General features: G+C 47.5%; 24 protein-coding genes and 2 rRNA genes (1 of these 26 only partly in view). 9 read left to right on the top strand and 17 right to left on the bottom strand.

Annotated features, from left to right (window positions below):
* Positions 1 to 204: 204 nt before the first annotated feature.
* Complete coding sequence (locus ACO6VG_RS07250; protein WP_422473294.1) at positions 205 to 1314, top strand: 2OG-Fe(II) oxygenase; 1110 nt, start codon at positions 205 to 207, stop codon at positions 1312 to 1314.
* A gap of 106 nt (positions 1315 to 1420) precedes the next feature.
* Here ACO6VG_RS07250 and ACO6VG_RS07245 read toward each other — a convergent pair whose 3' ends face one another.
* The gene (locus tag ACO6VG_RS07245; RefSeq protein WP_422136304.1) at positions 1421 to 1732 is read right to left on the bottom strand and encodes a hypothetical protein; all 312 of its coding nucleotides are present in this window, start codon (positions 1730 to 1732) and stop codon (positions 1421 to 1423) included.
* Between the two features lie 328 nt (positions 1733 to 2060).
* Between ACO6VG_RS07245 and ACO6VG_RS07240 the strand changes: the two genes are divergently transcribed.
* Together ACO6VG_RS07240 and ACO6VG_RS07235 are read left to right on the top strand one after the other, a co-directional pair.
* Positions 2061 to 2300 (top strand): AbrB/MazE/SpoVT family DNA-binding domain-containing protein, encoded by a 240-nt coding sequence (locus ACO6VG_RS07240; protein ID WP_422136303.1) that lies wholly within the window; start codon positions 2061 to 2063, stop codon positions 2298 to 2300.
* 1 nt (position 2301) lies between these two features.
* On the top strand, positions 2302 to 2697 hold the full coding sequence (locus tag ACO6VG_RS07235) for a type II toxin-antitoxin system VapC family toxin (protein WP_422473292.1): 396 nt from the start codon (positions 2302 to 2304) through the stop codon (positions 2695 to 2697).
* Between the two features lie 24 nt (positions 2698 to 2721).
* Here the strand turns inward: ACO6VG_RS07235 and ACO6VG_RS07230 are convergent, their stop codons facing one another.
* Complete coding sequence (locus tag ACO6VG_RS07230; RefSeq protein ID WP_422136301.1) at positions 2722 to 3747, bottom strand: S66 family peptidase; 1026 nt, start codon at positions 3745 to 3747, stop codon at positions 2722 to 2724.
* A gap of 103 nt (positions 3748 to 3850) precedes the next feature.
* Here ACO6VG_RS07230 and ACO6VG_RS07225 point away from each other — a divergent pair, with 103 nt between their 5' ends.
* Together ACO6VG_RS07225 and ACO6VG_RS07220 are read left to right on the top strand one after the other, a co-directional pair.
* Positions 3851 to 4312: an MEKHLA domain-containing protein gene (locus ACO6VG_RS07225; RefSeq protein WP_422136300.1), complete on the top strand. Its 462-nt coding sequence runs from the start codon at positions 3851 to 3853 to the stop codon at positions 4310 to 4312.
* An 87-nt stretch (positions 4313 to 4399) separates the two neighbouring features.
* Positions 4400 to 4771, top strand: a complete 372-nt coding sequence (locus tag ACO6VG_RS07220; RefSeq protein WP_422473289.1) for a NirD/YgiW/YdeI family stress tolerance protein — start codon at positions 4400 to 4402, stop codon at positions 4769 to 4771.
* Between the two features lie 279 nt (positions 4772 to 5050).
* Here ACO6VG_RS07220 and ACO6VG_RS07215 read toward each other — a convergent pair whose 3' ends face one another.
* The 5 genes from ACO6VG_RS07215 to nudE form a co-directional block, all read right to left on the bottom strand.
* Positions 5051 to 6193: an RNA-guided endonuclease InsQ/TnpB family protein gene (locus ACO6VG_RS07215; RefSeq protein WP_422473287.1), complete on the bottom strand. Its 1143-nt coding sequence runs from the start codon at positions 6191 to 6193 to the stop codon at positions 5051 to 5053.
* Between the two features lie 11 nt (positions 6194 to 6204).
* Positions 6205 to 6360 (bottom strand): recombinase family protein, encoded by a 156-nt coding sequence (locus ACO6VG_RS07210; RefSeq protein WP_422476261.1) that lies wholly within the window; start codon positions 6358 to 6360, stop codon positions 6205 to 6207.
* A 198-nt stretch (positions 6361 to 6558) separates the two neighbouring features.
* Complete coding sequence (locus tag ACO6VG_RS07205; protein WP_422136297.1) at positions 6559 to 7656, bottom strand: Fic family protein; 1098 nt, start codon at positions 7654 to 7656, stop codon at positions 6559 to 6561.
* A 350-nt stretch (positions 7657 to 8006) separates the two neighbouring features.
* On the bottom strand, positions 8007 to 8855 hold the full coding sequence (cysQ, locus tag ACO6VG_RS07200) for a 3'(2'),5'-bisphosphate nucleotidase CysQ (RefSeq protein WP_422409721.1): 849 nt from the start codon (positions 8853 to 8855) through the stop codon (positions 8007 to 8009).
* The gene (gene nudE, locus ACO6VG_RS07195; RefSeq protein WP_422136295.1) at positions 8848 to 9420 is read right to left on the bottom strand and encodes an ADP compounds hydrolase NudE; all 573 of its coding nucleotides are present in this window, start codon (positions 9418 to 9420) and stop codon (positions 8848 to 8850) included. The genes cysQ and nudE overlap by 8 nt, the downstream gene beginning before the upstream one ends.
* A 162-nt stretch (positions 9421 to 9582) precedes the next feature.
* Between nudE and yrfG the strand changes: the two genes are divergently transcribed.
* A complete protein-coding gene (yrfG, locus tag ACO6VG_RS07190) occupies positions 9583 to 10236 on the top strand; it encodes a GMP/IMP nucleotidase (RefSeq protein WP_422136294.1) in 654 nt (217 codons plus the stop codon).
* A 42-nt stretch (positions 10237 to 10278) separates the two neighbouring features.
* On the top strand, positions 10279 to 10701 hold the full coding sequence (hslR, locus tag ACO6VG_RS07185) for a ribosome-associated heat shock protein Hsp15 (RefSeq protein ID WP_422136293.1): 423 nt from the start codon (positions 10279 to 10281) through the stop codon (positions 10699 to 10701).
* Between the two features lie 2 nt (positions 10702 to 10703).
* Here the strand turns inward: hslR and ACO6VG_RS07180 are convergent, their stop codons facing one another.
* The 3 genes from ACO6VG_RS07180 to ACO6VG_RS07170 all read right to left on the bottom strand — a co-directional run bounded on the left by ACO6VG_RS07180 (position 10704) and on the right by ACO6VG_RS07170 (position 13251).
* Positions 10704 to 11018, bottom strand: coding sequence for a Rieske (2Fe-2S) protein (locus ACO6VG_RS07180; RefSeq protein WP_422473285.1), 315 nt, complete (start codon positions 11016 to 11018; stop codon positions 10704 to 10706).
* A 141-nt stretch (positions 11019 to 11159) separates the two neighbouring features.
* A complete protein-coding gene (locus ACO6VG_RS07175; protein ID WP_422139517.1) occupies positions 11160 to 12173 on the bottom strand; it encodes an autotransporter outer membrane beta-barrel domain-containing protein in 1014 nt (337 codons plus the stop codon).
* 166 nt (positions 12174 to 12339) lie between these two features.
* On the bottom strand, positions 12340 to 13251 hold the full coding sequence (locus ACO6VG_RS07170; RefSeq protein ID WP_422136290.1) for a proline iminopeptidase-family hydrolase: 912 nt from the start codon (positions 13249 to 13251) through the stop codon (positions 12340 to 12342).
* An 840-nt stretch (positions 13252 to 14091) separates the two neighbouring features.
* Between ACO6VG_RS07170 and ACO6VG_RS07165 the strand changes: the two genes are divergently transcribed.
* Entirely contained in the window at positions 14092 to 14916 is an 825-nt protein-coding gene (locus tag ACO6VG_RS07165) for a hypothetical protein (RefSeq protein WP_422409717.1), read from the top strand.
* Here ACO6VG_RS07165 and ACO6VG_RS07160 read toward each other — a convergent pair.
* From ACO6VG_RS07160 to ACO6VG_RS07150, 3 genes are read right to left on the bottom strand one after another with little or no spacing between them, the layout of a single operon-like run.
* Entirely contained in the window at positions 14886 to 15362 is a 477-nt protein-coding gene (locus ACO6VG_RS07160; RefSeq protein WP_422136288.1) for a DUF29 domain-containing protein, read from the bottom strand. The two genes, ACO6VG_RS07165 and ACO6VG_RS07160, sit on opposite strands and share 31 nt — an antisense overlap.
* Before the next feature lie 38 nt (positions 15363 to 15400).
* Positions 15401 to 15910 carry a DUF29 domain-containing protein gene (locus ACO6VG_RS07155; protein ID WP_422473282.1) on the bottom strand — a complete coding sequence of 170 codons (510 nt, stop codon included), beginning with the start codon at positions 15908 to 15910 and terminating at the stop codon, positions 15401 to 15403.
* Between the two features lie 38 nt (positions 15911 to 15948).
* Positions 15949 to 16128 (bottom strand): type II toxin-antitoxin system RelB/DinJ family antitoxin, encoded by a 180-nt coding sequence (locus ACO6VG_RS07150; protein WP_422139515.1) that lies wholly within the window; start codon positions 16126 to 16128, stop codon positions 15949 to 15951.
* 233 nt (positions 16129 to 16361) lie between these two features.
* Between ACO6VG_RS07150 and ispG the strand changes: the two genes are divergently transcribed.
* The gene (gene ispG, locus ACO6VG_RS07145; RefSeq protein ID WP_422139514.1) at positions 16362 to 17597 is read left to right on the top strand and encodes a flavodoxin-dependent (E)-4-hydroxy-3-methylbut-2-enyl-diphosphate synthase; all 1236 of its coding nucleotides are present in this window, start codon (positions 16362 to 16364) and stop codon (positions 17595 to 17597) included.
* 60 nt (positions 17598 to 17657) lie between these two features.
* Here the strand turns inward: ispG and ylqF are convergent, their stop codons facing one another.
* From ylqF to ACO6VG_RS07125, 4 genes are all read right to left on the bottom strand, one after another.
* Entirely contained in the window at positions 17658 to 18521 is an 864-nt protein-coding gene (gene ylqF / locus ACO6VG_RS07140; RefSeq protein ID WP_422139513.1) for a ribosome biogenesis GTPase YlqF, read from the bottom strand.
* Positions 18522 to 18572: 51 nt separating this feature from the next.
* Positions 18573 to 19499: a 2-hydroxyacid dehydrogenase gene (locus ACO6VG_RS07135; RefSeq protein ID WP_422473279.1), complete on the bottom strand. Its 927-nt coding sequence runs from the start codon at positions 19497 to 19499 to the stop codon at positions 18573 to 18575.
* Positions 19500 to 20382: 883 nt separating this feature from the next.
* Positions 20383 to 20498, bottom strand: a 5S ribosomal RNA gene (gene rrf, locus ACO6VG_RS07130).
* A gap of 209 nt (positions 20499 to 20707) precedes the next feature.
* A 23S ribosomal RNA gene (locus tag ACO6VG_RS07125) occupies positions 20708 to 22822 on the bottom strand (it continues 1352 nt past the right edge of the window).

Here is a 22822-nt window from a genome sequence, read left to right as displayed (position 1 = left end):
AATCGGTTGGGCTCTCATGGCAATTTAAGGCAACTCGCTGGGACACCAGAATTGCCATTAAATTCGAGCCCTTGTGGCACAAGCCCCAGTACATCCATGTTAAGTCCTCAAAAAGCTGTGCAAAGTATTTTTTAACAGAAACTGGTCGATAGTTAATAAGGTTTGAAATAAAAAAATTATCAATAAATTAGAACGCATATATAAATGAACAATAAATCACCTTCATGGGGAGAACCTGCCCCCTGGTTCCACGCTCACACAACCAACAACCCTCAATTTGCTTTTTCCAGTCTCGGCGGACGTTTTGTCGGACTGGTCTTTCTCGGAGACTGCTCCGCAAAACCGGTCATCAAGTTTCTGGAAGCAGTCAGTCAATCAAACTTAATGACTCGTGACGACAAAAGCGTCCGTTTCGCAGTCACCCTGAATCAAAGAGACCTGCACAACCCCCAGGCACTGAAAGCATTCCCAAATCAACGTATTTTTTACGATGAAGGAGGAACTGTTTGCAGGCAATATGGAGCCATGGACAAACGCTCAGAACAGCAAGAAATTTTCTATCCTTATTGGTTAATTCTGGACCCAACGCTTCGTGTCTATGCCAAAGGCAATCTTGACGAGCCTGATATTTTTATAACAACTATGCAGAAGCTGCCTGACCCAGTGTATCACTCATCTCCAGATATAGAACCCTGGGCTCCGGTTTTGCTGGTGCCCAGGGTGCTGGAAAGCGACTTTTGCGAAACCCTTGTTCGTTATTATCAGAAAGGGCAGCCGGAGCCTTCGGGCTTTATGCGAACCGTTGGCGGCAAGACACTGGAACTTCAGGATAACCATGTCAAACGTCGAACCGACCTCAGTATTGACGATAAAAACCTGCAGGCAGCGTTGAAACATCGAATAAGAACCCGCCTCACTCCCGAAATAGCCAAAGCTTTTCAGTTTCAGGCCACACGCATTGAGCGCTATATTGTTGCCTGCTACGACAGCAGCAATGCGGGCTTCTTCAAAGAACACCGGGATAACACTACGAAGGGCACCGCACACCGGCGATTCGCTATCAGCATCAACCTGAATAGTAACGAATACGAAGGGGGAGAATTGTGGTTTCCAGAATACGGCAACCGTCGCTATAAGCCCCCCACAGGTGGTGCCATTGTCTTTTCCTGTTCTCTTATGCATGCAGCAACACCGGTAACCAGTGGCACCCGCTATGTCACCCTGCCATTTCTTTACGATGATGCGGCAGCCAGAATACGTGAAGAAAATAATCGCTACCTGGGCGACGGTGTTGAGCCTTATCAGTCAAACTAATCTCTGCCGGTGCTACCATGGTTTGGCAGCGAGCTTACCTGCTACGCCCAACTCGCTCAAACTGGCATATAACTCGCTGAACTTCATGCAAAAGTTCTCTACAGTCTCAATCTCTGGCAATCTTATCCGCGCCAATAACTTTCACTTCAATATCTTTCGCTTCGATATTTTGCACCTCAACATCTCGTTCATAAATGTTGAAGGATGTTAAGGAGTGTTTGAAAAGACAGCCAGCTATTAAGCCAAGAATGCAACCATCACAAGGGCGCCCCAAAAAGGCACCAACAGTGAAGCCAAAGGCTGCCATGTAACATTGCGGTTTTTTGCTTTCAAGTCGGTATATGTGTCTTACCGTTTGTTGTGAAGCCGGTTGACTCTGTTGAGTCGGTTGAGTCGATTTGATCTCGATTGGTGCCATAGTTATCTCCGAGTTTGAAGGGTTCATCAATACAACATATAGAGTCAGATGACATTTCCTCTTAAATGTTCCAGAAAAAAACTAACATGGAGGATAGTATTGCTAACATTTCAGACTATTCATGAACTCAACCCACCCAACACTTGGTTTCGTCCGGAAAAGAAACATCCTCTCGTGCTGAATGAATTGAGATCTGATTTTGGCTCGTCTGGCTTGCGGCTGATAGGCACCCCGGGATCACCCGAGGATGTAAACAGAATCTGAAAGAGTGTCACGCACTGTAAAAGTGATCTAATATATTTCAATAGATTCTAATAGGTACAAAATTATGAGGATCGTACGAACTAATCAGCATGGTCAGGTTACCATTCCCGCAGATATTCGAGCCAAGCTGGGCATTAATCAGGAAACTGAAATAAGCGTTAATCTCAATGATCATGGAGAAATCATTCTGACACCCGCCAAAAACCAGAAAGTGGATATTCGTAATTTACACAATAAATATTCAATGGATATGAGCCGGGAAGAATTCAATCAACTTATAGACGATAGCCGGTCGGATATCTGATATGTCGGTAGTCTATTTAGACTCATGCGTCGTTATAGATGTGCTTGATACAAAAGCACCTCACTACGAGTGGGCTGTATCAGCACTGGAACAATACGCGGAGCTATCTATATCCCCAATAGCCTTTTCTGAAATATGTGCGCCTCTACGTACAGTTGAAGAGGCTTTGTCTTTACTTAAGGATCTTAATCTTACTCTCAGGGCTCCATGCCATAGAACTTTATTTCTGGCATCAAAAAAGCACCTTGAATATCGTCGCAGGAGCGGTAAGAAAAGTGGCGTATTGTCTGATTTTTTTATTGGTGCACAGGCAGCCGTTGAAAAAGGACGATTGATCACAAGAAATAAAGGGCGTTTCTCAACCTACTTCCCCATGTTGGATATTTTGTGCCCCTGAATTAATACAAAAAGCCCTTCTGCTTCAGATCAACTTCTGTTGAACCCTGCCTCTGCCATCAATAAGACTGACTTCTGCCAGGGTCCCATTAATCAGGGTCAGATTAGGTGGTAGATGCCCGATATCAACATCGTAGATAATAGGTATCTCAAGACCTTCCAGGACATAACTTAGTGCCTGATGATAAGTCAGGGATTGACCATGATGCTCATCAGGTGGATTTCGACCCATCAACAGCCCATTCAGAAGGTTAAAGATACCTCTGTACTTCAGACCCAACAACGCTCTGATCAGAGCAGTGGGAGAAAACTCTGCATTCTCCAGAAACAGTATAATTCCGTCCTCAGGGTATCTCTGCTGGAAAGCTTTTAAATCCAGATAGTTTGACCCTAAGAGATGACACAGGGTATCCAGACAGCCTCCCAACAAACGACCGGAAAACTCTACAACCTGCTGGTTCCCGCCCATAGATTTCCAGCACGTGGACTCAGTCAGGTTGAATAATGCATTGGGGTTTTCAGCGTAGGATGCTCCCCAGATTTGATACTTTTCTGATGAATATTGAGTGAATGCTTCAGTAGTTCCCAGATAAGCCAGAGTGTTGGTCGTTAAAGGCTCCTGCTGCGAACGATGGAGTTGCATCAGATTAGTACAATGAGCCGTCGCCCAACCGCATTGACTGGTGATTACAGACGTCAGCGTACTAATATCAGAGAAGCCCACCAGCCATTTGGGTTTTGCTTTGGCTATCTGGTCAAAGTCCAGCACTGAAAGCAGATCCATGGCAATCTCTCCTCCCCAGGGCGGCATAACTGCATCAATAGCGTCGTCCAGCAGAAAATCAGTTAGTTCCCTTGCCCTTTTCTTCAGTGGCGCACTGACATAATGCTGGTTCGACCTGAGACACTGACCTTCAACCACAATGAAGCCCTGAGCGCGCAGATCATCAAGGCATCGATCAAGACGAGGGTGACAGGGTTCTGAAACACCCGAAGAAAATGCTGTGATTGCGATTCGACTGCCGGGTCTCAAAGGTGCAGGGTACTTCATTATCCGATTTCATCTTTTATCAGTTCTTTACGACTAAGCCATGAGCGTTTAGGCTTTTTTTCATTTTACTTTCCTGCTATTCACTGTCGCAACAAGGCAAAACATGATATCACCGCACGATCCTTTTCTTCAGCAACAAGGCCTGCTGATGGCCAGCAGTTACTTTACCCTGACGGGTCAGTTGCTTTTCGGACTGCCTCTGAAAGACCCCGAACTGGGTTTAAAGCTGTATGAACACTCGTCAGTGTTGTTGTCTCATGGCACACAAAGTGATCCGATTTTCTGTTATGGCAACCTGAGTGCCCAGTCTCTCTTTGAAATGGACTGGAACATCCTGACTCAAATGCCCTCCAGGCACTCTGCAGGGCAGCCCAACAGGGAAGAGCGGGCCAGATTGCTCAAAGAAGTCAGTGAACGCGGCTACATCAAAAACTATTCAGGTATCCGGGTTTCCAGTACCGGACGACGGTTTTTGATTGAGCAGGCGCTGGTCTGGAATCTCTACGATGAGGAAGATGAATACCGGGGTCAGGCTGCTGCATTCAGTGACTGGACTTTTCTTTGAGATCTCCCCGTATCTTCAAGGGCGACAGGTATAGATAGCCATTCAACTGAGCTATTCTGAACAATAGACGATCAAAGGATAATTTTTATGAAAGGACTCATTTTCAGCGGCCTCTGCTTGTTGTCCTTGCCCGCCTTTTCAGAAAACGACTTGCCTCTGCCATCACCGCCCGCTTCCGCAGAAGCTCATGATTATAAAAAGCAGAGCATCGAACAGTTGATCGACAGCGGAGACGATGACGAGCTAGTGAGACTTTCCGGTCAAATCATCAAGAAGCTTAGATGTTCAATTTACCTGTTTCGAGATAAAACCGGAGAAATCCAGATTCAGATTAAGAATGACGACATACCCAAAAAGGGTCTGCTCTTCCGCTCCCCTACCATCATCAAAGGTGAGGTCACGAAAGACCCAAACAAACCCATTGTGGTGGAAGCCGACAAGATTCTTTATGTTTTCTAAAGACTAATCCGCCCCCGTACATTCCAGATCTCCGATCATTACTGAGTGCGGTCACCGACCACCAGGAAGTCGGAGTTGAGCAGTAAATCTCCGGCACCCTCCAGCGTTATATTTTGGATAGACAAAATATGACCAATATTTATTTTTCAGGCATTTTTTCCGGGTAAATTTAGTTTTTTATGGCAGTATTTAGTTTTTACCGCTACTAAAAATCTAACATAATCTGTAATTATGTAGACTTAATCTACGCCGTCGACATGGATGCACGACGAATCGTGTCTAACTCCACTCTTGCGTAGGGTTTAGGGTCTGGGCGACCCCGTCGAGCTGTAACCTGTCTCGACCGTAATTATCAAGGTTCAAACTCGCACTGTAATCCCTATCATGCAGAGTTTTACATTTTGGACACCGCCACTCACGATCAGACAGAGTAAGATTGTCATTTACGTAGTCGCAAGTATGAACCGCACACTTCTTCGAGCTGGGAAAGAACCGATCTGCAATCACAACCTGGCATCCTCTCAGCTCTGCCTTGTATTCAACAAGTTCTCTCAGCTTACCGAAACCTGCGTCACTGATTGCTCTTGCCAGTTTGCGGTTTTTTACCATGCCTTTGACATTCAGATTTTCGAGGGTGATTATTTTGAATCTTGACGTCAGATAATCACTTACCTCATGTAGTACGGCTGATCGCTGGTTACTTATCCGGTAATGCAGTTTGGCAACCGCTCGCTTGGCTTTCACATAGCGGTTGCTTCCCTTTGTTTTGCGGCTTAACGCCCTCTGTTTCCTGTTAAGGCGTTTCAGAGAGCCTTTCAGTTTCTGATTAGCAGTAAAGGCTTTGCCATTCGAACAAATAGCTAAACCTTTGATGCCAAAATCAACGCCTACAGACTCATGGCTTTGTGCTTTTGGGTGGTAATCCTGAGTGTCTACCAAAATAGAAGCGAAATACTTTCCGGCTCGCTTACTGATCGTCACCTGACAAGGTGTTCCGGTGAATCTCAGTTCCTGGCGCATCTTGATGCGGGTTTTCAGTTTCTCAATGCGAAGTGTTCTGCCATCAACATCGAACTTGGGTTTTTCTCTGAGAGAAAAACTGTCGTGTAGTCCTCGCTTCTTGAATCTTGGATAACCTGCTTTTTCTCCTTTCTTCACCCGACGGAAGAAGTGAGTAAACGCGTCATGAAGATCGTCGATTGTATTCCTGGTGACACGTTGGCTGACTTCGGCATACCAGGGAAACTCAAGCCTGAGTTCTTGGTATTTTTCATTCGCAGCCTTCTTTGACCATTTAACGCCTTCTTGATTGAAATGTGCCAACAGTTGATTGAACGCATGACGACGAGAACCACAAGCCCTATCAAGATAATCGGCTTGTTGTTTTGTCGGTCTGAGTTCAATCTTGTGAGCTAACAACATCTTGCAAAGTCTCAAGCATTTTTTCGTATAACCTGAGTTCGCCAACCTTTTGCAGAACAGCAGGCTTCCAGTAACTCTTGCTGCCTGTCTAAGTCTGGCTTTTGGTCGTGACCGGATACTCTGCAATAGCAAAGCGTTGGCGCAGCTTCGTTACAGTAGCCATCAATTCAGACACGTCGTAGTAACAAGTTCTAACTTTGGTCTTTCTGGCAGGAAGCAGCTCACCTGCACTTTCCGATTTTCAAAGTGTTATTGGGTCTGTACCATGTAAACGAGCTGCCCCACCTAATCTTCACTAATCACTTATCCATGCTTGAGATCTTATAAGATAGTTTTAGATTATAATAGATTTCTGCGAACTGTTTTTAACCCTCACAGATATGGAGCAGTTCCGGGAATGCATAAATTGCAGGTCGGCGGCCAGATCCTTCCCTGAGCGTCACAATGGGACCATCCGGCACATGCAACTGGCGCAAAAGACCGTGCAGAGTAGGCTTACTGATACCAGACCGTTTAGCAAAATCGTTCACTTGAAAGATAGGTCTGTCAAAGAGTGTATCTATCAGTTGCATAGTGAACTTTGAGCCTGTCGTTTGTTGAACACTGACTTTAGTCTTCTCATATAACGACATGATCGTTTTTACTTTCTGAACGTTCTCTTTAGCCTGAATCAGTATGGCTTTGAGAAAAAATTCAATCCATCCTGTCCAGTCGCCTTCCTGGTAAATCCTCTTCAGCCGTTCGTAATATTCATCCCGGTGTGCTTCCAGATAACCTGAAAGATAAAACATAGGACTGGAGAGTCTCTGTTTACTGTATAAAAACAGCGGTATAACCAAACGACCAATACGACCATTGCCATCCTTGAATGGGTGTATCAGTTCAAATTGAGCATGAACAATGGCGGTCTGAGCCAATACATCAAAATCATTCTCGCCCAGATAATGATTCCAGGCTTCAAGATGATCCATCAGCTTTATGGGGTCCGGGGGAACAAAGGTTGCGGTCTCCAGGGTACATCCAGCTCGACCAATCCAATTCTGATCCTTTCGAAAAGCACCCGGTGCTTTGCCTTGCCCTCTTACACTGTCCAGTAGTAGCTGATGTAACTGTAACAAGAGGCTTAAAGAGATGGTTCGCCCTTCAGCCAGGTACTCCTGAGCCAGCATCAATGCTTTTCGATAGTTCAGTATTTCCTGAATGTCTGTATTTTTTCTCTCGTCAAATTGAGCACCTGCTTCATGCTCAAGCACCTCTTCAACCGTGGCCTGGGTCCCTTCAATCCTCGATGATAACACCGCTTCCTGATTCATCAAGGGCGATAGCATGACCGCAGGATTAATGATTCCCTGCAGCAAACCACTGTATTCAGCAAGTGCCGCATTAGCTTCACCAACCAGCGTGATGAGACGGCTGAAATCAAGACCTTGAAGGGGAAGCGTATCAGGTATATACGGGGTCATGCCAAAACCTTGTGTATTAAAAAAAAGAATATTTAATATATAAATCCTTTTGTGTCTGTCGTATCCAACACAAAATTTTTTATTAAAAATTGCAATATTTAATACACAATAACGGTAGCGTACTGAACCTGATACACAAATCAGATTTTGTATTAAATTAATTGATTTTTAATACAAAAAATACAAATCACTCGGCCACTTTATCTTTCCTAACAGATTAAGAGTGTCAACCAGCAAAATCCGCGAAGTTTCCAGACGGGGCTTCCATTACATTATCCAAACCTGCCTTCCAGTAGCATGCTCCTCCTGGGAATATTGCTCTGGCAGGCAGGTTTGGCTTATTCAGACTCCTAAAGACCAATTAATAACCGAGCATTCCAGATCTTCGACCAGTCCTGAGTTCGATCACCCACCACCAGAAAATCGGAATTCAGCAGACTCTCTTTGAAGTTGTAGGAAAAGCGCTTGCCGTGAGGGTCCAGCAGTAAGCCTCCGGCACCTTCCAGTATCGCCTGAGCTGCTGCGGTATCCCACTCGGATGTCGGCCCCAGCCTTGGGTAGATGTCTGCCAGCCCCTCTGCGACACGGCAACTCTTGAGGGCACTGCCGACAGGCCTTACCTCCAGATTGGGATAGAGCGCTCTGAGTTTTTCAATAAATACAGCAGCTCTTTCGGTGCCATAACTGCGACTGCCCAGTGCCACAGTTTCCTTTCCTGGCTGAAAACTTCTTGGAGTAATACTGACCGCAGGCTGGTCCTCAGTTTGCTTGAAAGCCCCCAGGTCACTGCCACCCCAATAAATAGTATTCTCATCAGGGACGTGAACCACACCCAATACCGGGTAGCTTCGACCATCTTCTGACTTTTCCATCAAGGCGATATTCACAGTGAACTGGCCATTTCCATTGATAAACTCCTGGGTGCCATCCAGGGGGTCCACCAGCCAATAGCGTTCCCACTGGCAGCGTTCGGTAAAAGCGGTATGCTCCGACTCTTCTGATAAAATCGGGTATTGAACGTCCAGAGCCTTCAGGCCCCGCTCAATCACTTCGTTGGCTTTGAGATCTGCCACAGTAACCGGCGTTTTGTCAGATTTATGCTGAACACCCAGATCTTGCTGATGGTAAAGGGTCAGGATGGCCTCTCCGGCCTCTCGGGCAATCTGCTTTACGGACTCAATCAGCTTGTTGTCAAACATCAGGATTCTCCAGCCATCCGGCCTGAATTTTCTCTCTGACCAGAAACAGGGCAGCCAACGCCCTTGCTTCGGAAAAGTCCGGCCTTTCGTTCAGTTCCAGCAAGCGGTCAAAGGACCACTCAACCACTTCCAGGGGCTCTGGCTCATCCCCTTCGAGCTTTTCTTCATAAAGATCCCAGGCCACCATTGAGTGTATTCTGCTTTTCATGTAGTTGGGTGACTGGGTAAATGAACTCAGGTACTTCCATTGCCGGGCTCCATAACCGACTTCTTCCTTTAGCTCGCGGTTACCGCCTTGTTGCAGACTTTCTTCCGGCTCAACCAACCCCTTGGGCAGAGTCAACTGATAGTCTTCGGTACCACCGGCATACTCGCGGATCATCAGAAAACGATGATTATCCAGCAGCGGCACCACCATGACCGCCTGATGCCCTGTTCCAAAAGAACCCAATCGTTCATAGGTTCTTTCAACACCATTGGAGAATTTGAGATCCAGTTCTTCTATTCTGAACAGACGAGTGCGTGCAATTTCACGACACGCTTTGATGACCGGTTTTTCTGACATGATTCCCTGCCTCTTGTTCAGCCGTTATTATATGTGTCTAAGCCATTGCTTACATACGTCGATGGACACTTAATTCACTTAGCCTTGCGCCAATAATACAGCAAGATTGCCGTTCAGGGTCTGGATACGCCATTATGACAACAGAAGAATATCGAGGTGATTATGATTAACTGGAATACCATAGATACGGTTCTCCTCGATATGGATGGCACACTGTTGGATCTCCATTTTGATAACTACTTCTGGATGGAATATGTGCCTCATAAATATGCCGAAAAACACAGCATTACTCTGCAGCAGTCGAAAGAAGAGTTGCATCCGAGGGTAGCCCAGACATACGGCAAGTTGGAATGGTACTGCCTGGATTACTGGGCCAGAGAGCTGGACCTGGATATCATCGCTCTGAAGCAGGAGCTGGTTCATTTGATCAGCTTCAGACCCGGTGCCGACCGTTTCCTGCAAAATATCCGCGACCGGGGCAAGAAAGTGATTATGATCACCAATGCCCATCGGGACAGCCTGTCACTGAAGCTGGAAAGACTCTCCATGGCCCACTACTTTGACAAATTGATCAGCTCCCATGATTACGGCTACCCGAAGGAAACCCAGGCATTCTGGCACAACCTTGAAGCCGATATAGGAACGGACAAGGAACGAGCCCTGTTCATTGATGACAGCCTGCCGGTCCTGGATTCTGCCAAAACCTATGGCATCGCCCATTTACTGGCTATCCGTTACCCAGACAGCAAACAGGGTGCTAAAGATACTGGTGAATATCAGGCTGTTGAAGATTTTCACGAGCTTATTCATCTTTGATTAGGCTTTGAAAACCAGTTTAATGACTTTTGAGAGTAATGAATGGCCAAGCAAAGTAGTGTTCACAACAAACAGTCGGACAAAGTACGCCTGGACAAGTGGCTCTGGGCTGCCCGCTTTTACAAGACCCGAAATATCGCCAAAGAAGCTATTGAAGGTGGCAAGGTGCACCTGAATGGCCAGCGCTGCAAACCCGGTAAAGAGCCCAAAGTAGGTGACCAGCTGAAACTGCGTACCGGTTGGGATGAAAGAGTAGTGATTGTTCGGGAACTCTCTGACAAACGTCAGAAAGCCGAGTTGGCACAACAACTCTACAAAGAGACTGCGGCCAGCATCCAGTCTCGTGAGGTGGCAGCAGAACAACGCAAGGCAATGCGCGGTGCCATGGCGCCGAGGCCGGATCGCCGTCCGGATAAAAAACAGAGAAGGGATATTCTCAGGCAGAAATCCAACCTGGCCGATTAATGTCAGATCAGATAAACAACACCTTTTTCCACCTTTGAGAGAACCAGGGTCAGTTTGTCACCAAGGCATGGGCCTGCCACACACTCTCCTGACTCAATGAGAAACAGAGCCCCATGAGTAGCGCACTGGATCAGTCGCTTTTCGCTGTCCAGAAAGCGGTCTTGCTGCCATTCCAGATTAATACCGAGGTGTGGGCAACTGTTTTCGTAGACGAAGACCTCTTCATCTCGACGGACAACGAAAATAGAGCCTTTTTCGGTTTCGAAACCTTTACTTCCCGGGTTTTCAAGATCATCAACAGCGCAGAGTTCCAACAAGTTTCCAGTTCCTGAGTTTGATGGCTGCTCAGAAAATAGATTCTTCAAACAGCCATGAGCCGACAATGGCGCTCACTGCGCATCATCAAGGGAGATACGAAGCCTGAAAGAGCAGTATCGGCCCATAATAATCGAGCTGATTTAAAACTCATAGCGCACTCTGGCTGAAAAACTGTCGGTGGTGTAGTGCTGACTCCAGTTATGGTCATATCCTGCTCTGAGTGTCCAGTGATGACCACTTTTGACGGCAAAAGCAAGACCTGCAGTGAGACGATAGGGGTCCCTGTCCTGCCCAGTCACTTTGAGAGTTGAGCCGTCAGCCAGGTAGGTCGCTTTGAATTCGCTTCCGGATGAAATAAAGTCGTAATAGCCCATCAGTGTCAGCTCAGGTTTAAAGACGGTCTGACGTCCCCAAATGGCTCCGTTAAACTTGAATCCAGCACCCAGCTCAGCTGTGAGGTAGTCATCATTTTCAATTTTTCGCTCGAACCCGGAGTTTCCCTTTTCAGAATAATCCTGGATCCGAAGCTGACCATAACTGAACAAAGCCCGAGGCACCAGACTCCAGCTACCCAGCTGCCAGGCGGTGCTACCAGTGACTCTGAGGCCCCACTGGTCAGCCTTGAAGTCGCCTTTCACTCTTTGGCCATTAACTGTTTTTTTACTGTCGTTGGAACCACTTCCCACAGATGCCATGGCGTTCATGGACAGTCTTCGGTAATTCCAGCTGCCATAGAGCGAGGTCAGATAACTTTGTTGACGGGTACTGGCGCCATCATCCATATCAATAGAGGCTTTGGATAAGGTCATGGCAAACCCGAATCTGATATTACCTTCCAGCTCACCGTCCACTCCCAGCGTCATGCCTCCCACCTGATTCTTGAAGCCCATTTCCTGAGCAACAGCCTCCTGTTCACCCTCGGTATAAAGAAGCTGACCCCAGGCTGCACCATCGACAAACTGGTCGCCATAACTAAAACCACGACGAATGCCTTGATTACGACTGAAAATGATATTGTGAACGTTATTGGTCAGAGTCAGCCCTGTTTTTTGAACTGCGGCCGAAGCCTCCGGTTGAATTTCATTAGCCTGGGCAGAAGCCACTACCGTGGCTAAAGCCGCAACGGGTAAAAAATAATTGCGCGAAATTTTCACAATCCTTGTGCCTTCCTTGTTCTCAGTGCTGATTCAAGTCATTAATGTAGGCAGGAGGTTGCCTGTTCTCGGTCAACCTCCGGACTTTTTCTGATATCTGCTATTGTCATCGGATCATTCAGACAATGTCTTAGTAAGAATCACCGAAGCCCATTCCATGCAGTGGTTATATTCTTCCGCTTTCTACATCTTTCAAAAAATCCACGAGCGCTTGCCGGTAATTTTCCGGATCATCCCACATAGAGCAATGACTGCCGTTATCACAGAGCACCAGCCTGCTGTGAGGCAGAATGGAAGCCATCTGCTTCTGATCGTCCGGCGCCGTAGTGTCGTAGCGTCCAGCCAGTACCAGTGTTGCAACACGGATCCCGGCCAGATCATTCCAACGATCCCAGCCCAGCAGATTGCCGGTAAAAACAAACTCATTATTACCCTGCATAGTGTTGTAAACACTCAGATTCCTGTGATCAAAGGCCCTGTTCAGGGCTTCAGGCCAGCTCGGCAATCTGCAAATGTACTTGCGATAGAGATGTTCCATCAAAAGAGAAGGGTGCTCTTCATTGTCCAGATCGTTCGCTGCTTCGAATGGTTGTATTTGATCGACCACTTCCGGTGGCAACTGCTCCCGAAGGTGCTTGGTATGAGCCATATAGGAATGAATACTGCCGGTGATGCTGCCGAGAATCAGTCCTTTCAGATATTTTTGGTACCTAAGTGCATATTCAATTGCCCACAAGCCACCACAGCCGTGGCCAAAGAGGTAAAAATCCTCCAGGCCCAACGCCGTCCGAACCTGTTCGATCTCATCAATGAATCGTTCCAATTGCCAAAGTGATCCATCTTCAGGCTGATCTGAGCACCATGAACCCAGTTGATCATAAAAAATGACCTCCACTCCTTGAGGAGCAAGAAAATCTTCCAGACATTCCAGGTACTCATGGGAACACCCCGGCCCACCGTGCAGTGTCAGTAACCTTAATGGCCCAGAGCCCACCCGCTGAGTCCAGACCCGATAACCGTTATCCAGTGTCACCCACTGAACTCCCGGTGCGTTGTGCTTCTCTTGTTTGGTCATCATGCCAGTACACTGTTTAGACTTCGCAACGGATTCAGTGTAGGCAGTTTCTGTGGAAAAAGAGGCAATGCACTCATTTACCTACTACTATTTCCGAGCCATCGTTTAGCTAAATTATTTATCTTTCAACGGTTTGTCGATTTTATTGAAGACTCATGCCCTGATCCTGGTTCTCACCTTGCTGGCTTGCTCAAACCAAACCAGTGCATCCACAGCCTGCCAGAAAACTTTTGGGCCTGCTGGAGGCAATATATTGCTATCAGGAATAAGTGTTTCATCGGGAGACAACCTGTAGATCACAATCCCTTACAGCAGCCATCGTATTACTTTGCTAAATGACTCACAGGGGGTCGGTCCCAAACCAACTCAGCAGAGCATCTGAAAGAGAAACGGCTCAGTCGCTTTTCCCGTTAAAGTTCCCAATAGGCAGAAAGAGTCTGACAACAGGGAGACTCAACGGGGTTCTGTGGAAAACTCTCTATGGAAGCTGTGGATAAATACAGTTGTCAGCAGCGATCAGTTTAAATAGATAAATTCCATAGTCGTCCAGAGGCCTTTATTTATGTGATGTTTTTTTTGTCGCTTTCTTTAAGCTCACGGGAAAAAACCTGTGCATAAAAAGTGTATAACAGATTGTGCACCCTTCTTGAGCAAGTTCATCTCCTTTGCTGACTCGAAAAAGGCTGGCCTTTTTTTCAGAGTTCCGAGACACTTGAGTGACGACTTCTGTCTGCACCGGCGAACAGACATAGGCCATGGCAAACCCATTACCGCAGTAAGAAAGCATTAAATCCGACAGCCCCCAGACCCGAATGGAATCATGAACCCCGGAAAAATATTCAAATGATTATCGAGGCGTTCACATGGGCCTTCTCAAGGGCAGTAAAAGGCGCACGTCAGGCAGGACTTGTGCAGGAGGTTGCTGCGATTGCAGGGAAGTACCAGCGAAACAAAAAAGCCTGGCAACCCCATCTGGAGCAAACCCGCGCTGCCATCAATGCCGCCATAAAGGAAGCAGATCCTGCTGAACCCATTCTGATTCTGGGCTCAGGACTGGGCCTTGATCTTCCACTGCAAACACTCAACGATCATCCAACCGGTGCCCTATTGTTCGACGCCGTAAAGCCGCCGCAGCTTGCTGCCAAGCTGAAACAGTATCCAAATATTAAATTTGAACTAAGAGATGTCACCGGCCTTCTCGAGGAACTCTGTAGCAACTTCAGCAGCAAGAAGATAAGCCTGCCCACTTCTGCACCGCTGCCGCTCAAGGGTTTCAGCCTGGCAATTAGTGTGAATATGCTTTCACAGATTCCGTTATCATTCTCCAACAGCCCACCGGAAGGCGACGCGGAAATACGCATGATGACGGCTATCCAGAAAGCCCACATCATGACTTTAAAAGCGATGGGCTTTACCATTCTCTTAATTTCTGATTACGAACGCCACGAGTACAAAGACGATGGCATTGAGGTTATCACGACCGTTGCGTGCCCCCTTTGGCCCGGTAAACCTGTAAATGAATGGGACTGGCATATTACACCATCAGGCGAAAGCAGAAATGGTCAGACCACAATCCTTAAGGTGGGTGTCTGGAAAATCCCTGCTGAGTTAGCGATGGCCTTGAATGAATCAACGACTCAAGGCAGCCAGTCTTCTTCCATAATCTGATCAAATGTCCATGGGCAAATCTCAGGAAAGCTGTGTTCATCAAGCTGCTGATGCTTCATCACATATCGATTCATTTCTTTAATCGCAAGCAGTTTTCCGTCTGGGTAGGCTTCATCCATACTGATGTTCAACATACCCTTGAGATGAGGTCGCTTCTTCAGGAGCTTCCTAATTGCAATTCTTGTTCGGTCTATAGTTGCCATCCAATCTCTGCAGTTATAAGGCTCAGGCAGCACAGGATTCAGAACTCGAATCTGATACTCATATTTCAGTAAATGGAGCAGGAGTGTCGTCAAACGAGATTCCAAGGTATCCAACTCACTGCTCATATCATGGATTTCCCCAATCAGGTTATCTACATCAAGCTGGTCAAATTGACGGTTGGTCAGATACTCTTTCTGCTGCTCAACCCAGCGATAAAAATCGCTCTCATACAGGTTTTTCACGAATAGCCTCCTATCCGGCTCAAACTCAGAGGTATAGTCTACATTTTCTTCTCATCAGGTATTACTGCATCAAACGGCAACCAATCTTCTTCCATAATCTGATCAAATGTCCATGGGCAAATCTCAGGAAAGCTATGTTCATTCAGTTGCTGATGGGGCTGAACATAGTCATTCATTGCCTTGATAGCCAAGACCTTTCCATCAACATAAGCTTCATCGAAAAGGCTTTTCACCTCACTCTGAAGATGAGGCCGTCTCTTTATAAGCTTGTTAATTGCCAGCCTTGTTCTATTAATTGTTCCTTTCCAATCTCTGCAGTTATAAGGCTCGGACAGCACAGGATTCAAAACTCGAATCTGATAATCATATTTCAGTAAATGGAGCAGGAGTGTCGTCAAACGAGATTCCAGGGTATCCAACTCACTGCTCATATCATCGATTTCCCCAATCAGGTTATCTATATCAAGTTGGTCAAATTGACGATTGGTCAGATACTCTTTCTGTTGCTCAACCCAGCGATAATAATCAGTCTCGTATAGATTTTTCATGAATTGTCTCCTGTCCGGCTTAGGCCCGAGAGTATAGTTTATGTTTTCTTTTTGTCAGGAATCACCACATCAAACGGCAGCCCCTTTCTCAGGACAATCTGGCTGAAATAGAGATTAATAGCCTGGGAGGTCGTTAGTCCCAGTTTACGAAGCACTTGTTCCGCTTCTTCCTTTAACGCTTCGTCGATACGCGCTCTGACGGTGGTTTCTTTAGCCATAGTGGTATCTCCCGTGACATATTTCTGACTGGAATTCATGATTTCCTGTATGGTACATGAAACAGACGACCAACGGATGCGTTGTTCCTGCTACGCTTTTCCCGATAAGTGTTAAACTATCTAGATTGTTTGGCTGCCTGCACATTCGTTGTGAGCACTTTTACCTCACCTAGGGCACTTGCCAGTTTTTTTGTCGAAGCAACTCGATAACCTATTCCGGAGGAATCAATTTAATGGGCCGACGCCATAAAACCCACGCTGTTCAGGTTGGACACATTACCATCGGTGGCGATGCGCCTGTGGTCGTCCAATCCATGACGGATACGGATACTGCTGATGTCGAGCGTACGGTTGAGCAAATAAAGCTTCTGGCGGACGCTGGCTCTGAGATTGTCCGGGTGACGGTCAATACCGAAGAAGCGGCTGCTGCAGTTCCGGCCATCTATGAGAAGCTGGCCCAACAGGGCTACAACGTCCCTATTGTCGGCGACTTTCACTACAATGGTCATATTTTGCTGACCAAGTACGATGATACCGCCCGCCTGCTGCACAAATATCGCATTAATCCGGGCAATGTTGGCTTTGGCAACAAGAAAGACGATCGCTTCAACGCCATGATTGACGTAGCCATAAAGTACGACAAACCGATTCGTATCGGGGTGAACTGGGGCAGTCTGGATAAAGAGCTGTCGACTCGTTTAATGGATGAAAACGCACGTTCTGAAAACCCTAAATCCTCTCAGGAAGTTCTGCACGAAGCTCTGGTACTCTCCGCGTTGACCAGTGCCGATGCAGCCGTAGCAAGAGGGCTGGGGGCCAACAAAATTGTTATCTCCTGCAAGGTCTCCCGGGTACAGGACCTGATCAGTGTCTACGAAATGCTCTCAGAGCGTTGTGAATATGCACTCCACCTGGGTCTGACCGAAGCGGGTATGGGCAGCAAGGGGATTGTTTCGTCCAGTGTTGCCATGGGCGTATTGCTTCAGCAGGGCATTGGCAACACCATTCGTACCTCCCTGACTCCAGAGCCCAATGGCAGCCGTGATCGAGAGGTGATTGTTTCCCAACAGATATTACAGGCACTGGATGTCCGTAGCTTTTCTCCTGAGGTGACCGCCTGCCCCGGCTGCGGTCGAACCACCAGTACTTTCTTCAGGGTTCTGACGGATGAAGTCGACGCCTTTCTGCGTACCAAAATGGTGACCTGGCGTCACAAATTTGTGGGTGTGGAAGAAATGAAAGTAGCGGTTATGGGTTGTGTTGTTAACGGTCCCGGTGAGAGTAAACATGCCAACATCGGCATCAGTCTGCCCGGAACCGGTGAAGCACCTTCGGCACCTGTGTTTATCGACGGTCAAAAAGTAACTACGCTCAAGGGTGACAATATCACTGAAGAGTACAAGGAAATGATTGAAGAGTACGTCCACAAAACTTACTCACCCAGGGAATCACTAATTGCCACCCAGTAATCGCTCAATCAAATTCCTTAGAAGCCCGCTCAGCGGGCTTTTTTATGCTCCGGTACTTGATTACTCTGCTTCTTTTGGCTCAGGTTTTTCCTGATCAACCATCTCCGGTGTTTCCAGACTGATCCGTCCGAGGCCACCGCTGCGGAATTCATTCAGGAGAATCTCAGAGACCTTATGAAGATCAGCTATACCGCCTCTTCTCATGCAGTTTCTGCGGGCAGCAATCACATCCATCAGTTCGATATCACTGGAAGGCAACTCATTGATCTGAAAACGCTGCCTGAGAGCTTCCGGGTATGCTTTCAGAAAATATTCAGCGGCAAACAGGGCGATGTCTTCGTATTCCAGAACCGCATCTTTAATCGCTCCGGAAATGGCCAGTCGATATCCACAGGCTTCCGGCTCCAGCTTGGGCCAGAGGAATCCGGGCGTATCCAAAAGCATCATGCCATTAGGTAACTTGATGCGCTGCTGCTGCTTGGTAACTGCGGGGACATTTCCGGTTTTGGCAATAATACGGTTGGCAAGCGTGTTGATCATGGTGGACTTGCCGACATTGGGAATCCCCAGGATCATGGCTCTCATGCCTTTGATATCGAGTTTGCGTTCTACCATGCTCTCGGACAGCTTCAGAACACCACGCACTTTTTCCGGCTGACTTTGGGTCAGGGCAATGGCCTTAACCCCTTCTTCCTTTTCCATCTCCCTGATCCACCGCTCTGTGACAGCAGGATCAGCCAGATCACTCTTGTTCAAGACCTTAATGTAGGGCGTTTTACCACGCAGAGAAGGCACCAGAGGGTTTCCGCTACTGAAAGGAAGACGGGCATCCAGAACTTCGATGATCAGATCGACTTCCGGAACCACTTTCTTGATCTCCTTTCGAGCCTTGTGCATATGCCCGGGAAACCAGTTAATTGCCATAACAACACCTTTGTATACTGAAGGCCGGTATTCTATATGCTCCGGAGCAATCTAGTAACCCAGGCTTTTATCTATTGCTGGCGGCATTTCTCCCTGCTCAATAAGCGCTACGTCTGCAACAATCTGTTCCATCGCCCGCTCAATCGGAGTAGGAGCTGCAACATGAGGCGTAACAATAACCCGTCTGTTCTGCCAAAGGGGATGCTTGTTGTCCAGTGGCTCAACTTCAAACACATCCAGCACGGCGCCCCTCATGCGGCCTGTTTCCAGAAGATTTTGCAAAGCCTCTATCTCGATAACATCGCCCCGTCCTCCATTAATAAGAACACTGTCTTCAGGCAGCTTTTCCAAAGCCTTCTGATTCAACAACTTTTGGGTAGAAGGTGTTGAGGGCAAGAGATTGACCAGCACTCTGGAGTGTTTCAGAAGGTAGTCCAATCCTGCATCGCCTGATACAGCATTAACACCGTCGACCTGCTTTTCAGTTCGACTCCAGCCAATGACCGGGAATCCTGAATCGCTGACTGCCTTTGCCACTGCTTTACCAATAACACCAAGACCGAGAATGCCTACCGTCCATTCTGACTTTTTGCTTATTTTATGGGGCTGCCAATGACTATCTGGCTGTTGCTGCCTGTAATAATCAAAATCTCGATAGAAATGCAGCAGACCATATATCACATAATCCGACATGTATTCCTCCATGCCGACTCCTCTTAACTTGAAGACTGGAAGATCAGCAGGAAGGCTCTCAAGATTTACCAGTCCATCAACACCGACACCTTGGTTAAATACTGCTTTTAATTGGGTCTGTTGTTGAAAGAATTCGGCCGGAGGTTGCCAGATCACTGCATAATCCGCCAGCCAGTCGTGACACGCTTCTTCAACCCAATGACGTACGTCTGCATCAGGAAAAGCGTTCCTGACGGCTGAAGTCCAAAGTTCACTATTTTTCTTGTTATACACAATGATTTTCATCAACCTTAACTCCTTGGTAGATCATGAACTAATAATTAAAAATAACGCCCTGAGTCGCGACCAGAAAAAGCCTGACCACTGGGATGGATAATGCGGCCTTATTAACAGATATTGATTAAGAACAGTTAATGTCCTGCACTGCAATAATTTGAATACAGCTTTTCTATCATTGTGATAGTCTTTGCCAATTTCCAATTTCATCTGCTTGCCTCTAACTTTTATTTTATACAACAAGAGGACAATTCCATGAATGTATCCAAACAGTTAGAAAATAAACAAGATAGTTTCGATGTTTCAGTTAAGCAATCCAAAAAGCAAAACGATTGCAATTTCAACGATGACTATTACGGAGACAGAGTCTGTCTTGCACCTTCTAACCAAAAGAAATAACAATTTGCAGATTCGAGCATTAATAAATTCTTGATAGAATGCTGCAACTCTACAAATTCGTTCTGGATGATCCTGTCAATTGCGAGTTCGGTTACCAAAATACAAAAACCCCAGCTGATCTCTCAACTGGGGTTTTGCTTTATTCAATGCCTGGCGATAATCAACTCTCACATGTGGAAGCCCCACACTACCAGAGGCTGTCGCAAAACTCTAACAACTCGTTCCCACGCTCTGCGTGGGAATGCATACCTCCCCTGAAAAGCGGACTCTGCAGCGCGAGATGGCTATGGGTTCTCACGCTGGAGCATGGGAACCAGAGTTTTGCGACAGCCTCACCATCGGTGGGGGCCGCCCAGGTGGGGGCCGCCCAGGTGGGGCCGCCCAGGTGGGGCCGCCCAGGCATGTGTCGTTTCACTTCTGTTCTGCCACACTCCTTTGCCCACAAAACAAAAACCCCGGTCAATCTCTCAACCGGGGTTTTGCTTTATTCAATGCCTGGCGATGACCTACTCTCACATGGGGAAGCCCCACACTACCATCGGCGATGTGTCGTTTCACTTCCGAGTTCGGGATGGGATCGGGTGGTTCCAACACTCTATGGTCACCAGGCAAAACTGGTCGAGCCGTTGGCTCTCGAGCTGGAAGCTTTAAGCTGGAGGCTTGAAGCTGTTTCTCGAAAACCAAGGCTCTGGAATCCAAATATCTTTTAAGCTGTGTGTCTATTCTTGCTCAACACTCTCGTTCACTGTGTACGGCTTCAAGCTTCCAGCTTCCAGCTTTTGCTGGCAGCTTCGCTGCGCAAATCGCTTTGGCGTTATATGGTCAAGCCTCTCGAGTCATTAGTACGGGTTAGCTCAACGCCTCACAACGCTTACACACCCCGCCTATCAACGTCATAGTCTTTAACGTCTCTTATGGGCCTTACGGCCAGGGAAGTCTCATCTTGAAGGGGGCTTCCCGCTTAGATGCTTTCAGCGGTTATCCCGTCCGAACTTAGCTACCGGGCAATGCGTCTGGCGACACAACCCGAACACCAGTGGTTCGTCCACTCCGGTCCTCTCGTACTAGGAGCAGCTCTTCTCAAACTTCCAACGTCCACGGCAGATAGGGACCGAACTGTCTCACGACGTTCTAAACCCAGCTCGCGTACCACTTTAAATGGCGAACAGCCATACCCTTGGGACCGGCTTCAGCCCCAGGATGTGATGAGCCGACATCGAGGTGCCAAACACCGCCGTCGATGTGAACTCTTGGGCGGTATCAGCCTGTTATCCCCGGAGTACCTTTTATCCGTTGAGCGATGGCCCTTCCATTCAGAACCACCGGATCACTATGACCTACTTTCGTACCTGCTCGAGATGTACCTCTCGCAGTCAAGCTGGCTTGTACCATTACACTAACCGCACGATGTCCGACCGTGCTTAGCCAACCTTCGTGCTCCTCCGTTACTCTTTGGGAGGAGACCGCCCCAGTCAAACTACCCACCACACAATGTCCCCGATCCTGCTAAAGGACCTGGGTTAGAACCTCAATATTGCCAGGGTGGTATTTCAAGGTTGGCTCCATGCAGACTGGCGTCCACACTTCAAAGCCTCCCACCTATCCTACACAAGCAACATCAAGATCCACTGTGAAGCTGTAGTAAAGGTTCACGGGGTCTTTCCGTCTAGCCGCGGATACACTGCATCTTAACAGCGATTTCAATTTCACTGAGTCCTGGGTGGAGACAGCGTGGCCATCGTTACGCCATTCGTGCAGGTCGGAACTTACCCGACAAGGAATTTCGCTACCTTAGGACCGTTATAGTTACGGCCGCCGTTTACCGGGGCTTCGATCAACCGCTTCTCTTGCGATAACAGCATCAATTAACCTTCCGGCACCGGGCAGGCGTCACACCGTATACGTCCACTTACGTGTTAGCACAGTGCTGTGTTTTTAATAAACAGTCGCAGCCACCTGGTATCTTCGACCAGCCTCAGCTTACGGGGCAAGCCCGATCACCAAAGCCGGCGCACCTTCTCCCGAAGTTACGGTGCCATTTTGCCTAGTTCCTTCACCCAGGTTCTCTCAAGCGCCTTGGTATTCTCTACCTGACCACCTGTGTCGGTTTCGGGTACGGTCCCTTTTGACCTGATGCTTAGAAGGTTTTCCTGGAAGCCTGGCATCAACCACTTCCCCACCTTGGTGGGTTCGTCATCAGTTCTCGGCTTTGTGAACCCGGATTTGCCTGAGTCCACAGCCTACGACCTTAAACAGGGACAACCATCGCCCTGCCGGCCTAGCCTTCTCCGTCACTCCATCGCAGTCAAAAGGGGTACAGGAATATTAACCTGTTTCCCATCGATTACGTCTTTCGACCTCACCTTAGGGGCCGACTCACCCTGCGCCGATTAGCGTTGCGCAGGAACCCTTGGTCTTCCGGCGAGGGAGCCTCTCACTCCCTTTATCGTTACTCATGTCAGCATTCGCACTTCTGATACCTCCAGCCCACCTTCCGGTGAACCTTCAACGGCTTACAGAACGCTCCTCTACCGGTTCAGTTGTCAGTTTGCAGTTGTCGGTTGTCAGTTTGAACTGAGTTATTTAAAACTCTTGTGCAAACTAACCAACATCTTACTGACTTGATTGTATTCGGTTTTGAGGTCTTGCCATTGCTGATCGTCAATGTAATTGAGATCAAGGCAGTACCTTAACCAAACTCTCATTTCGTCAGATGATCCGATAGCCATCAATATGAACCTTCGAAACTCTGCTTTTGAGATGATCAGTTTCCCATGTCCTTCAGCAATATTTGCACAGATTCCTTTACTGGCTCTGCGCATCTGATCAGCAAGTCCATGCATTTGTTCAATTCTCGGAAATTCCAGCGAGAGCTTGTGAACTTTCAAAGAAAGCTTATAGGCCCGTTGAAATACTTCTAAATCTTCAAATCG

Source organism: Endozoicomonas sp. ALB032, from assembly GCF_049310125.1.
GTDB lineage: Bacteria > Pseudomonadota > Gammaproteobacteria > Pseudomonadales > Endozoicomonadaceae > Endozoicomonas_A.
Note: the sequence above shows the minus strand (reverse complement) of the source record. Positions and strands in the feature narration are given on the sequence as shown.

Excerpts from the sequence above, each read along its gene's own strand:
- ACO6VG_RS07215 (WP_422473287.1), bottom strand. The coding sequence starts at position 6,193 with ATGTTGTTAGCTCACAAGATTGAACTCAGACCGACAAAACAACAAGCC.
- ACO6VG_RS07240 (WP_422136303.1), top strand. The coding sequence starts at position 2,061 with ATGAGGATCGTACGAACTAATCAGCATGGTCAGGTTACCATTCCCGCA.
- ACO6VG_RS07225 (WP_422136300.1), top strand. The coding sequence starts at position 3,851 with ATGATATCACCGCACGATCCTTTTCTTCAGCAACAAGGCCTGCTGATG.
- ACO6VG_RS07250 (WP_422473294.1), top strand. The coding sequence starts at position 205 with ATGAACAATAAATCACCTTCATGGGGAGAACCTGCCCCCTGGTTCCAC.
- ACO6VG_RS07205 (WP_422136297.1), bottom strand. The coding sequence starts at position 7,656 with ATGACCCCGTATATACCTGATACGCTTCCCCTTCAAGGTCTTGATTTC.
- hslR (WP_422136293.1), top strand. The coding sequence starts at position 10,279 with ATGGCCAAGCAAAGTAGTGTTCACAACAAACAGTCGGACAAAGTACGC.
- ispG (WP_422139514.1), top strand. The coding sequence starts at position 16,362 with ATGGGCCGACGCCATAAAACCCACGCTGTTCAGGTTGGACACATTACC.
- ACO6VG_RS07155 (WP_422473282.1), bottom strand. The coding sequence starts at position 15,910 with ATGAAAAATCTATACGAGACTGATTATTATCGCTGGGTTGAGCAACAG.
- ACO6VG_RS07220 (WP_422473289.1), top strand. The coding sequence starts at position 4,400 with ATGAAAGGACTCATTTTCAGCGGCCTCTGCTTGTTGTCCTTGCCCGCC.
- cysQ (WP_422409721.1), bottom strand. The coding sequence starts at position 8,855 with ATGTTTGACAACAAGCTGATTGAGTCCGTAAAGCAGATTGCCCGAGAG.
- ACO6VG_RS07150 (WP_422139515.1), bottom strand. The coding sequence starts at position 16,128 with ATGGCTAAAGAAACCACCGTCAGAGCGCGTATCGACGAAGCGTTAAAG.
- ACO6VG_RS07235 (WP_422473292.1), top strand. The coding sequence starts at position 2,302 with ATGTCGGTAGTCTATTTAGACTCATGCGTCGTTATAGATGTGCTTGAT.
- ylqF (WP_422139513.1), bottom strand. The coding sequence starts at position 18,521 with ATGGCAATTAACTGGTTTCCCGGGCATATGCACAAGGCTCGAAAGGAG.
- ACO6VG_RS07165 (WP_422409717.1), top strand. The coding sequence starts at position 14,092 with ATGATTATCGAGGCGTTCACATGGGCCTTCTCAAGGGCAGTAAAAGGC.
- ACO6VG_RS07245 (WP_422136304.1), bottom strand. The coding sequence starts at position 1,732 with ATGGCACCAATCGAGATCAAATCGACTCAACCGACTCAACAGAGTCAA.
- nudE (WP_422136295.1), bottom strand. The coding sequence starts at position 9,420 with ATGTCAGAAAAACCGGTCATCAAAGCGTGTCGTGAAATTGCACGCACT.
- ACO6VG_RS07170 (WP_422136290.1), bottom strand. The coding sequence starts at position 13,251 with ATGATGACCAAACAAGAGAAGCACAACGCACCGGGAGTTCAGTGGGTG.
- ACO6VG_RS07230 (WP_422136301.1), bottom strand. The coding sequence starts at position 3,747 with ATGAAGTACCCTGCACCTTTGAGACCCGGCAGTCGAATCGCAATCACA.
- ACO6VG_RS07135 (WP_422473279.1), bottom strand. The coding sequence starts at position 19,499 with ATGAAAATCATTGTGTATAACAAGAAAAATAGTGAACTTTGGACTTCA.
- yrfG (WP_422136294.1), top strand. The coding sequence starts at position 9,583 with ATGATTAACTGGAATACCATAGATACGGTTCTCCTCGATATGGATGGC.